Origin of the sequence: Bacillus sp. SIMBA_026 (assembly GCF_046535335.1) — a bacterium.
Taxonomy (GTDB): Bacteria; Bacillota; Bacilli; order Bacillales; family Bacillaceae; genus Bacillus; species Bacillus velezensis.
Window position 1 is genome coordinate 865,466 of record NZ_JAWRWX010000001.1, and the last position, 13,420, is coordinate 878,885.

Annotated in this window: 1 protein-coding gene; it reads left to right on the top strand. The window is 50.4% G+C overall.

From position 1 onward, the window contains the following. Position 1 precedes the first annotated feature (1 nt). Complete coding sequence (locus SB847_RS04285) at positions 2-13,405, top strand: type I polyketide synthase (protein ID WP_410562164.1); 13,404 nt, start codon at positions 2-4, stop codon at positions 13,403-13,405. Positions 13,406-13,420 lie beyond the last annotated feature (15 nt).

The window sequence follows — 13,420 nt, forward strand, 5'->3', positions numbered from 1 at the left end:
CGTGAAGAACTTCAATAAGCAAATCACTTTATCGCTGAAAAATCCGTTTATTTTACATCATGACGTTTACGGACAAAAAGTCCTTCCGGGATTGGCTTATATTGATATGTTTTATCAGATTTTCAAAGAGCGCGGCTATTCATACGACGGGCTTCAGCTGCGCCATTTATCCATATATCAGCCGCTTATTGCGAAAGAAGACAGCGCCGTCAAGCTTACGGTTGAATGTACAAAGGTAAAAGCAGGGCGCTGGAAACTTACCGCAAAAGGGGCTGAGGTCAGCGGCGGACGAGTCCAGCCGGAAGAACGCATTTACGTCAAAGCGGAAATGCACGAGACGGCACCCGCAGTTTTCAGTGACACGCTTGATCTTGACTCTGTCAAACGCGAGGCGGAACGCACCATCGATTTAAATGAGCTGTATGCACAATGCAGAAGCCAGGAATTGGTTCACAGCGGATATATGAAAGCAGAAGGAGAAGTGTTTGAGGAGCGGGATGGCGTCACCTTTGATGTATCGCTCGGAAAAGACGCGATGGGACAGGCCGGAGGGTTTTTGTTCCATCCGACTCTTCTTGACGGAAGCGGCGTCGGCGCAAACCTATTGATCTCATCGTTGTTAAATGGGGAAAAGAGGCTGTTTCTGCCTCTTTTCTACGAATCTTTTACAGCTTCTGAACCTTTGCAGGCCGGCTGCATCACGAGAATCAAACGTTCGTCGCTTCGGCAGGAAAAGGAGCTTATTTACATTACACTGGAGTTTTTTAACGCATCCGGCCGGAAAGTAGCCGAGCTGAAAGATTTCACAAGCAAGCTCGTGCGGGATGCCGAGCTGATCAATACAGACCGTAAGCCTGCTGAGAGGTCTCCTGAAAAAGCCGGTTTACCGGAAGTTGCGGCATCGCTTGAAGGCGGACACCCGCATGAGGAAGCAGAACGGTATGTCATGAATCTGATGGCGGAAAAAATCGGCAAGCCGCTTGAACAGATTGATTCTCAAGTCGGCTACTATGAAATGGGGCTGACATCGTCCGGACTGCTTGACGTCGTCGAAACGATCAGCGAAAAAATCGGCGAAACCCTTTCTCCGACTTTGCTGTTTGAATATACAACGGCAGCAGAGCTGGCGGCTTTCCTGACTGAGCAGTACGGGAGCCATTTCAGCGCGTCTCCGGCAAAAATGGAGAAGCCGGTTGAGACGCAAACCGAAAAAAGGCGGAAAAGCAGTGTGCCGCAAGATGAAGATATCGCCATTATCGGCATGGCCGGCCGCTACCCGCAGGCCGAAAATATTCATGAATTCTGGGAAAACCTGAAAGAAGGAAAAAACTGTGTTACCGAAATCCCGGAGTCTCGATGGGACTGGCGCCGGTTTGAAAATGTAAAGTCGCCTTCCGGGAAGAGCATTTCAAAATGGGGCGGATTTATTGATGATCCGGATTGCTTTGATCCCCAATTTTTCCGGATTACGCCGCGGGAAGCTGAAACAATGGACCCTCAGGAACGGCTGTTTTTACAAACATGCTGGGAAACGATTGAGGATGCCGGATATACGCCGAAGTCGCTCGCAGAGGCGCGCGGACGGAATAAGAGACAGCGCGTCGGCGTCTTCGCAGGGGTGATGCATAAGGATTATACGTTGGTCGGGGCTGAAGCTTCTTCCAAAGATCATGTATTCCCGCTTTCTCTTAATTATGCGCAAATCGCAAACAGAGTTTCATATTTTTGCAATTTTCACGGGCCGAGCATGGCGGTCGATACGGTCTGTTCATCTTCGCTGACTGCGGTTCACCTTGCTGCGGAAAGCATTCGGCGCGGGGAATGTGAATCGGCGGTTGCCGGAGGGGTCAACTTGTCGCTGCATCCGAATAAATATCTGACATACGGTTTATGGGACATGTTTTCAACAGACGGAGTTTGTCATACATTCGGGAAAGACGGAGACGGCTATGTACCGGCTGAAGGAATCGGTGCCGTTTTATTAAAACCGCTGCGGGAGGCGGTAAAAGACGGAGACCGGATTTATGCGGTGATAAAGGGCAGTGCCGTCAATCACGTGGGGACAGTGAGCGGAATTTCCGTGCCGAGCCCTGTCGCTCAAGCCGATTTGATTGAAGAATGCCTGGACAAAGCGGGCATCGATCCGCGCACGGTCAGTTATATTGAGGCGCACGGGACGGGAACTTCTCTCGGCGATCCGATTGAGGTTCAAGGCCTTGTCAAGGCGTTCCGCCAGTACACACAGGACAAACAGTTCTGTTCGATCGGATCAGTGAAGTCCAATATCGGCCATGCGGAATCGGCGGCGGGCATCAGCGGCTTAAGCAAGGTTGCCCTGCAGCTTCACCATAAAACTTTGGTGCCGTCTCTTCATTCCGAGGAGCTGAATCCGTATTTAGATTTTGAACAATCACCGTTTTACGTCCAGCATCATACCGAAGAGTGGCAGCAGCCTTCAGTGAAGGAAAACGGAAACGAAACCGTATATCCCCGGCGTGCAGGCATCAGTTCTTTCGGGGCGACAGGTTCAAACGTGCATCTCATTCTGGAGGAATTTATCCCTGAAGAATCACACGGAACAGCGTATGAACCGGCAGGAGAACAGACATTCATTTTCCCGGTTTCGGCCCGGAATGAAGAACGGCTAAAAGAGTACGTTGCGAAGCTGTCTGCATTTATTCATCCCGGCCTGCCGCTTGAGGATGCGGCGTATACACTTCAGATCGGCCGTGAACAGATGGAGGAGCGGGTTGCGTTCACCGCTCAGAATATGACACAGCTCAAAGAGCGGCTGGAAGGCTTTCTGGCAGGTAAAACGGTCAGCGGGTGCTGGCGGAACCGAGCTGATAAAAGCAAACAGGCAGAGCTTGCTCCGGACTTGATACATAAATGGCTTTCTTCCGGAAGTCTGGAGATGATTGCTGAGAAGTGGGCCGGCGGAGGAACAATGGATTGGAATCTCTTATACGGTGAAAACAAACCGAATCGGGTCAGCCTGCCGACATATCCGTTTGAAAAAACACGGTATTGGGTGCCGAAGGCGGAGAATAGAGAATCACTGCCGCAAAAAAATGCAGGCATGCTGCACCCGCTCCTGCATGAAAATGTATCAAACATGTCAGGCGTCCGTTTCCGCTCTGCGTTTAGCGGCGGAGAATTTTTCCTGAAAGATCACGTCGTCAAAAACGAGCGGACGTTACCGGGCGCGGCTTATCTGGAAATGGTTAGGGCGGCTGTTGAACACGCGGCAGAAACGAAGGAAGAAGGAACAGTCCGTCTGAAACATGTCGTATGGATACGTCCGTTTACAGCGGCGGATGAGTCCGCAGAACTGTATCTCCGTCTTTATGACGAAGAAAATGGGGAGATGGGATTTACGGTTTACAGTGAATCGGCTTCCTCGGAACTAGAGCCCGTTCTCTATGCGCAAGGAAGCGCGGCGTTTGTCCGAGCGGGCGAACCGGCCAAAATCGAGATTGACAAATTAAGAGAGTCACGCCGTCTGATCACACCTGACGCTTGCTATCGGGCATACAAACAAATGGGGATTGAATACGGGGATGCTCACAAAGCGGTCACGGAAATCTATGCAAAAGACAGCAAAGTGCTCGCGAAGCTCTCACTCCCGTCATCTATTTCTCATACAAAAGATCAGTTTGTCCTCCATCCGAGCCTTTTGGATGCAGCCTTCCACGCGACAATCGGGTTAATGCTTGACAGAGACGGGAATGACATACGGCCGATGCTGCCGTTTGCTCTCGAACAGATTGATGTGTTGAAAAGCTGTAAAAGCAATATGTGGGTATCCATTGCGTACAGCGGCGAAAGCAAGCCTGAAGATGCCGTGCAGAAGCTGGATATTGATGTATGTGACGAACAAGGCAATGTATGTGTGAAAATGACTGGTTATTCCGCACGGGAAATTGAAACGGATAAAACAGATACACTATATTTTGAACACGTATGGGAAGAGAAGGCCGCTGTACATGAAAAAGCGCCGATCCATTTCAAAGCCCATCACGTGATGATATCTGACCGGTTTACGGATCAAATGAACAGCATACAGACAGACTTCAGCTGTCATGTGCTCCGTGATCAGCATAAGAGTGAAGACGAACGGTTTGAAGCTTGTGCGCTTCAGGCGTTCGAAGAAGTGAAGAAAATCCTCGCTTCAAATTCCGGCGGGCGCGAGCTCATTCAGATTGTCGTGCCTCAAGAAGCGGATACGCAGCTCCTTTGCGGCTTAACGGGGCTTTTGAAAACAGCGGCGCTTGAAAACCCGAACCTGACCGGCCAGCTGATTGAATTGGAGCCGGACGTCAAGGCAGACACGCTGTCACGATATGTAAAAGAATGCAGCGCTCATCCTGATGATAAGCATATTCGCTATGAAAACGGCAGGCGCTATACGGCACAATGGCAGGAAACAGGGCTTGAACAGTTCGGCGCCGAAAAGCCGTGGAAGGATAAAGGTGTTTATCTGATCACAGGCGGTGCAGGCGGTCTCGGATTTTTGTTCGCCAAAGAAATCGCCCGGCATGCAAAAGACGCCGTTCTTATTTTAACGGGGCGTTCTCTGTTGGATAACCGTAAAAAAGCCCAGCTTCAAGAACTGTCCGATCTCGGCGTGCAAGCCGTGTACAAACAAACGGACATGACGGAAAAACAAGAAGTTCAATCGCTCACAGCGGACATCTGCCGGCAGTACGGCGGATTAAACGGTATCATACACAGCGCCGGAACGATAAAAGACAACTATATTCTGAAAAAGCACAAAGATGAAATCCGTGATGTACTGGCGCCGAAAGTCTCCGGACTGGTTCATCTTGATGAAGCGGCAAAGGACATTGAGCTTGATTTTCTGATTCTTTTCTCTTCCGGAGCCGGAAGCGCCGGAAGCGCGGGCCAGGCTGATTATGCGATGGCCAATGCGTTTATGAACGCCTTCAGTGAAAAAAGAAACCGTAAAAAAGCCCGAAATGAACGCTATGGACACACCCTTTCAATCTGCTGGCCGCTTTGGAAAGACGGCGGCATGACGGTTGATGCTGAAACGGAAGCCATGCTGACAAAAGAAAGCGGCATGGTCCCTATGCAAACAGAAAACGGCATTCATGCTTTGTACCGCGGGTGGGCGGCAAACACATCCCAAGTCATGGTGACGGAAGGCTACGCCGCAAAAATCCGGGCGTTTTTGAAAAAATCAGCGGATGATCAGCCGGATAAGGTCAGCGAAACGGAAGAAACGGCAGGTCTTACAGCAGGCGGAGAGAACATGCTTGCAGAAAAAACGGAGCATTTCTTGAAACAAGTGCTTTCGGAAGTGACCAAACTTCCTGTCGGCAAAATTGACGCCAAGGCGCCTATGGAAGATTACGGTATTGATTCGATTATGATTATGCATTTGACGGGCCGGCTGGAAAAGAGCTTCGGCTCATTGTCAAAAACATTGTTTTTCGAGTACCAGAATATCGAATCGCTGGCGCAGTATTTTATGAAAGCACACCGGGACACGCTGCTGGAAGTGACCGGGATGAAAACAGAAGAAACTCCTGCAGCCAAACCGGCGCTGTCTGAGAAAGCGAAAGTAAAGCCTGTTTCCAAACGGAATGAAGGCAAAAAAGGCTTTGCGCAAGTCCGTCCAGACACGCGGAAAAATCAGCAGCTGACGGAGCGTGAAGATATCGCGATTATCGGTATATCAGGACGATATCCGCAGGCCGAAAATCTTCAGGAATTTTGGAAGAATTTGAGTGAAGGCACTGACTGCATAACCGAAATTCCAAACGATCGCTGGGATCACAGTCTTTATTACGACGCTGATAAAGATAAAGCAGGCAAGACGTACGGAAAATGGGGAGGATTTTTGAAAGACGTGGACAAATTTGATCCGCAATTCTTCTCTATTTCGCCCCGGGATGCAAAATTGATGGACCCGCAGGAGCGGTTATTCCTGCAATGTGTCTACGAAACGATGGAAGATGCCGGTTACACGCGCAAAAAGCTCACGGAAAAATCGGGTGATTTGCTTGGCGCCAATGTCGGTGTTTACGTCGGCGTCATGTATGAGGAATATCAGCTTTACGGAGCCGAAGAACAGGCGCGCGGAAAATCGCTTGCGCTGACCGGAAATCCGTCATCAATTGCGAACAGGGCTTCCTATGTATTCGGTTTTAACGGTCCGAGCATGGCTCTGGATACGATGTGCTCTTCTTCTTTGACAGCCATTCATCTGGCATGCCAAAGCTTGCGGAACGGGGAATGCGAAGCAGCATTTGCCGGGGGCGTCAATGTATCCGTTCATCCGAATAAATATTTGATGCTCGGTCAGAACAGATTTTTATCAAGCAAAGGCAGATGTGAAAGTTTCGGAGAAGGCGGAGACGGTTATGTGCCCGGTGAAGGAGTGGGCGCCGTACTCCTTAAGCCGCTTTCTAAAGCAAAAGCGGACGGTGATCATATTTACGGCCTGATCAAAGGAACGGCCGTGAACCATGATGGAAAAACAAACGGGTATTCCGTACCGAATCCGAACGCCCAAGCCGCGGTGATCAAACAGGCGTTAAAAGACGCGGGAACCGATCCGAGGGCGGTCAGCTACATCGAAGCCCACGGCACCGGGACTTCACTCGGCGATCCGATTGAAATCACGGGTCTGACAAAAGTCTTCTCAGAACAAACACAAGATAAACAGTTTTGCTCTATCGGCTCAGCGAAATCCAATATCGGGCACTGTGAAAGCGCGGCGGGCATCGCGGGGCTGACGAAGGTGCTGCTGCAAATGAAATACAAGAAGCTTGCGCCGTCACTGCATTCCCGGACGCTTAACCCGAATATTGATTTTCCGAGTACGCCGTTTAAAGTGCAGCAGACGCTTGAAGAGTGGAAAAGACCGGTCATAAATGATAAGGAATTGCCGAGAACCGCGGGACTTTCCTCATTCGGAGCCGGCGGCGTCAACGCTCATATCGTCATCGAAGAATATTCCGCTGATGAGGATAAGGAGACGGCTTTTGCCGCGCCTCATCCGTCGATGATCGTCCTTTCCGCGAAAAATGAGCAACGGCTTCAAAAACGGGCGGAACGTCTTCTTGATGCGCTGCGGAGCGGGCGTTACCGGGAAGCGGATCTGAGCCGGATCGCATATACGCTTCAAATCGGCCGTGAACCGATGGAAGAGCGTCTCGGAATGATTGTCAGCAATTTGCGCGAGCTTGAAGAGAAGCTTGACGAATTTACGGGCGGCAAGGAGTCAATTGACCAGCTCTACCGCGGACAAGTCAAACAGAATAAAGACACGATGGCGCTGTTTGCGGCTGATGAGGACATGGAAAAAACCATTGAGGCATGGCTTGAAAAAGGCAAAGCCGCAAAGGTATTAGAGCTTTGGGTGAAGGGTCTTCCGCTGAATTGGGATAAGCTGTATCAAATGGGCAGACCGCAAAAAATCAGTCTCCCGGCCTACCCGTTTGCAAAAGACCGTTATTGGATCGACATATCAGCAGATGCAGCTGTCAAAAAACCGGCCGACACACAGTCTGCGCCGATCGCACCGGCGGCCGTCCCGGAACCGGTCATTGAAGTAACAACTCTTCACGAGGAGACTGCCAAAGAAAAACCGTCAAACATTTCATTGCAGCCTTTGAGCGGCGCGAAACCGAAAAGAACCGTACAGTCTGTTTCCCGTCCGGCGGTTTCCGCTGAACAAGTAAGTGCCGTATTGACCGAAAGTTTGGCAGACGTTTTATATATGGATGCCGACGATATCGACGCAGACGACACATTTATTGATATCGGCATGGATTCAATTACCGGTCTTGAATGGATAAAGGCCGTTAATAAAACGTACGGCACGTCCCTTACGGTGACGAAAGTATATGATTATCCGACAATCCGCCAGTTTGCGGCTTTCTTGCAAAAAGAGCTCGGGACAGAACCGATCCTTGAGGAAGCAACTGAACCGCAGAAAACAGAGGCCGTGAAAAAACCGTCAAACATCATGCTGCAGCCTTTAAACGCTCATAAGCAGCATGTGACACAAGCAGAAGCGGATATTCTGGAGGCGATGTCTGAAACGGCAGCTTCCGCCGAACCGGAAGAACCGATTGAAGCGGTGCATGACGAGTTATCAAAAGCACTGGCTGATGTATTGTACATGGAGCGTCATGAAGTAGATATTGATGAGGCCTTTATTGACTTGGGTATGGATTCGATTACCGGTCTTGAATGGATAAAGGCCGTCAATAAACGGTACGGCACGGACTGTAACGTAACGAAAGTGTATGATTATCCGACAATCCGCCAATTTGCCGATTTTCTGAGTGCGCAGCCGTCCGTCCGCGGAAGAAAAAAACAGGCGGTTCCCGTACGTCCAAAGCCGCTTACGCAGCAACACGCCCTGCAGGAGAAAACACCTGCCGAGCCTGAGAGATTAACGGTTCAAAAGGAACCTGAACCGGTGCAGGCCAAACGGGAGCCTAAAGACGAGATGGCGGACGCGATAGCCATCGTCGGCATGTCGGGCAAGTACCCGGATGCGCCGGACCTAAAGACGTATTGGGACAACTTAGCCCGTGCGAAAAATGCCATTCGCGACATCCCGCTTTCCCGCTGGGATGTAAACAAATACTATGATCCGGCCTTAAACAAGAAGGGCAAAGTATACTGCAGATCAATCGGTATGCTTGACGGCATTGAAGAATTTGATCCGCTGTTCTTTAATATTTCTCCGTCTGAAGCGGAACTTATGGACCCGCAGCACCGGATATTTTTACAGGAAGGTTTTAAAGCCTTTGAAGATGCGGGTTACAGCTCAAAAGAATTAAACGGGAAAAATTGCGGCGTTTATTTGGGGATTATGAACAATGAATACGGCATGATGTTAAACAAACATCAGACAGGAGGAAGCGCGACGGGCAACAGTTTCAGCATCGCGGCGGCCCGCCTGCCTTATTATCTCAATTTGAAAGGTCCGGCCATTCCGATCGATACGGCATGCTCTTCATCTCTTGTCGGGACTCATTTGGCGCGTCAGGCGCTGTTGAATCATGAAATTGACATGGCGCTTGTCGGCGGCGTGACCTTGTATTTAACGCCTGAATCATACATCAGCATGTGTGAAGCCGGAATGCTGTCTCCTGACGGCCAATGTAAAGCATTTGATAACAGTGCGAACGGATTTGTGCCCGGCGAAGGCGCGGGGGCGCTCGTTTTGAAGAGGCTGAAAGATGCGGAAGCCGATCAAGACCATATTTACGGAGTCATTATCGGATCTGGAATTAACCAGGACGGAAAAACCAACGGCATTACCGCACCAAGCGCGAAAAGCCAAATGGATTTAGAGCGCCAAGTGTATGAAGCGCACAACATCCACCCTGAGAGCATCACCTATGCGGAAATGCACGGCACCGGCACAAAGCAGGGGGATCCGATTGAATTAGAAGCCCTGTCTTCTGTATTTAAGGAAAAAACGGACCGCAAACAATTTTGCGCCATCGGTTCGGTTAAATCGAATATTGGGCATACGTCGGCAGCGGCAGGTGTAGCAAGCGTCCAGAAGGTTCTGCTGTCGATGAAGCATCAGCAGCTTGTGCCGACCCTTCATTTCAGCACGCCGAATGAACATTTTGATTTCGATGACTCGCCTTTAATTGTCAATACCGAACTCAAACCTTGGGAAACAGGCGGAGCACCGCGGCGGGCCTGTGTCAGCTCATTCGGCTACAGCGGCACAAACGCTCATCTCGTTATCGAAGAGTATCAGCCGAAAGACCGGGGAAGCCGTAAGCCTGATGAGACAAACATTTTTGTGCTGTCGGCGAAAAAAGCGCCCCAGGTAAAAACCTATGCCGAGTCTGTGATCGAATTTGCAAAAGCCAATCAGAATATCAATCTTTCAGATATGGCGTACACGCTTCAAACCGGGCGAGATGCGATGGATTACCGTCTTGCGGTTACAGCCGGTTCGAGAGAAGAACTGATCAGCCGGTTAACCGATTTTGTAAACGGAAATACGGGTGAAGGGATATATGAAGCCCATATCAAAACGGCTAAAAAAGAAATCAAAGCATTTGAAACGGACGATGACCTGAAGCAGCTTGTGAGGTCATGGTTCGATAAGAAAAAATACGCCAAAATAGCGGAATTGTGGGCCAAAGGGCTTCAGATGGACTGGGACAGACTCTATCAAGGCGAAAAACCCCGCAGAATCAGTCTGCCGGCTTACCCATTTGCGAAGGAGCCGTACTGGCTGCCTGAACCGAAAGCCGTACCGCAGGAAACAGAAGACCGGCGCGAGGCTGTGCTTTTAGAAAAGCAATGGGTTCCGTGTGAGATCGATTCGGCCGGTGAGAAAAGCGGCAAGACGGTCATGATTCTGGCTGATGCAAGGACAGCGGAGCTAGCCGAAGAGACTGCAAAGCATTTCGCTTACTCGTTCATTCTCCCGGTCGATTCCGCTGACACTGCAGCTAGCGATTGGAATCACATAGATGGCGCAATCGATCTGACGGGATGCGGAGACGAAGACCCTTCACTGGAAGGGCTCAGCAGGCTCCAGACTCTGATTGATACAAGCCGCCGGCAAGCGCGGCCGCTGACGCTGCTATATGTAACAAAAGGCTTGGAGCCATTTCAGCAGAAAACGATTCATCTTGCAGGAGCGGCAAAAAGCGGCCTGTACAGAATGCTTCAAAATGAGTATCGAAACGTGACGTCCAGACACATGGATGCCGATACAGATACGGATCAGCAGACGCTTGCCAAACAGATTGCAGATGAATTTTCGGAGGACAGCACAGAACCGGAAATCTGCCGCCGAAACGGACAGAGATACCGTGCTTTATTCACGGAGATTCCAAGCGGGAAGCAAGCAGAACATAAGCCCGCACCGTTTCCTGAAGACCATGTGCTTTTCATTACCGGAGGCACGAGGGGACTGGGTCTCTTATGCGCCCGCCATTTCACAGAAAAACACGGGGTGAAAAAAGTAGTGCTGACAGGCAGGGAGCCGATTCCTCCCCGTCATGAACGGTCAGCCGTTAATACGAGGCTGAAAGAGAAGATCCGGGCGATTGAAGAGCTCGAAGCAAAAGGAGTGCAAGTGGCGGTGATCAGTCTGAAATTGTCTGATCATGATGCGGCGGCAGCGGAAATTGAAACAATCCGGCGCACGATGGGACCGATAGGCGGCGTCATTCACTGTGCGGGATCGGTTAATTCAGTAAATCCGGCGTTTATTAGAAAGACTCCCGACGACATACAAGAAGTGCTTGAACCGAAAGTCGCCGGGCTTCAAACATTAAGCAGCCTTTTCACAAATGATCCTTTGCAATTTTTTGTCTTATTTTCTTCAGTATCTGCAGTCGTTCCGGCGCTCGCGGCGGGACAGTCGGATTATGCGATGGCAAATGCGTACATGGATTATTTCGCGGCGGCTCATCAGCATCAATATCCGCTGGTCAGCATTCAATGGCCGAACTGGAAGGAAACCGGATTAGGTGAAGTCCGCACAGAAAGCCTGAAGCAGACCGGACTGCTGGGACTGTGCAACGCGGAAGGACTTGACTTGCTGGACCGCATTTTATCTGAAAACATCCGCCCGTCCGTTCTGCCGGCTATCATTGATCGGAGCGAATGGCATCCTGACAGGCTGCTCTGTCAGGAGGAAACACAAAAAGCCGTAATAAACGGCAAAGCCGCGGAAAAACATTCAGACAGAGACCTGCTTCTTGATACGAAGGCGTGGCTTGTGAAACTGTTTTCCGATGAGCTGAAAATCGCTCCGGAAGAACTGGAAACAGACGAACCGTTTCAGGATTACGGGGTTGATTCGATCATTTTAGCGCAGCTTTTACAGCAAATGAATCAAGCGCTCAAAGAGGACTTAGACCCATCTGTTTTATATGAACATCCGACAATCGACGCGTTTGCCGAATGGCTTGTATCCAATGGGCAGCCGCTGCTTACAGAAAGGGAGGAACCTGATACAGAAATGTTGGTTCCGGCTGCCGTACAAACGGTTCACACTGAACAAAAGCGTGATGCCGTAACTGAAGACATTGCTGTCGTCGGAATGAGCTGCCGTTTTCCGGGAGCGGAATCGTTAGACCAATATTGGGACTTGCTGAGAAGCGGCAGGTCCGCAATCGGCTCCGTCCCGGCGGAACGTTTCGGATATGCAAATCAATACGTTGCGGGATTGATTGACAATATGGATCACTTTGATTCCGAATTCTTTTTCATTCCGGAAAACGACGCGAAAGCGATGGACCCTCAGGCGTTGGCGGTGTTGGAAGAAAGCTTGAAACTTTGGTGCCATGCCGGCTATACCCGTGAAGAAATCAAGGGCATAGAAGCCGGTGTGTATATCGGAGGCCGCAGCCAGCATCAGCCTGATCCTGAAAGTCTTGCGAATACCCGCAACCCGATCGTTGCGGGCGGGCAGAATTATTTAGCGGCAAACGTTTCGCAATTTTTTGATCTGCGCGGGCCGAGCATCGTGCTTGATACGGCTTGTTCATCGGCTTTGACAGGAATGAACATGGCCGTTCAGGCACTGAGAAGCGGCGATATCAAAGCGGCGGTAGTTGGCGGCGTCAGCCTGCTGAACACGGATGCGGCGCACCGGATGTTCCAAGAGCGCGGACTGTTAAACGAAAAACCGGCATTTCACGTATTTGACAAGCGTTCAGGCGGAGTTGTCCTCGGTGAAGGTGTCGGCATGGTACTGTTAAAAACAGTAAGTCAGGCGCAAAAAGACGGCGACACGATACACGCGGTCATTAAGGCTGCCGCCATGAACAATGATGGCAGAACGGCAGGCCCGTCAGCTCCTAATATGCAGGCGCAAAAAGATGTCATGCAAAGCGCGCTTTTCAAAAGCGGCAAAAAGCCGGAAGACATCACTTATATCGAAGCAAACGGATCGGGTTCCGCGGTGACTGATTTGCTTGAGCTGAAGGCGATTCAATCCGTATACCGCTCAGGTCAGCATGTTCCGCTCGGCATCGGGTCAATCAAGCCGAACATCGGGCATCCGCTTTGCGCAGAAGGCATCGCAAGCTTCATTAAAGTCGTATTAATGCTGAAGCATAAACAAACGGTTCCGTTTCTCTCAGGAGACGAACCGATGCCGCATTTTGATATAACAAAGACAGATTTTCACTTTCATAAAACAGCCGGCGAATGGGATGCAGCCCCGTCAGCAGCCATCAACTGCTTTGCTGACGGCGGAACGAACGCCCACGTCATTCTGGAAGCTTGGGAAGAAAAAGATACCCGAATGAAAAGAAAGCCGCTGCCGGTACCGTCATTAAGACGTAAGGCTCTGGTAAAAGAGCCTGACGCACCGGCGGAGAAACAAGAGCTTCCTGCGAAAAAAATGTTCTGGAAAGCATTTAAATGAGAGAGGAGTGGGAAG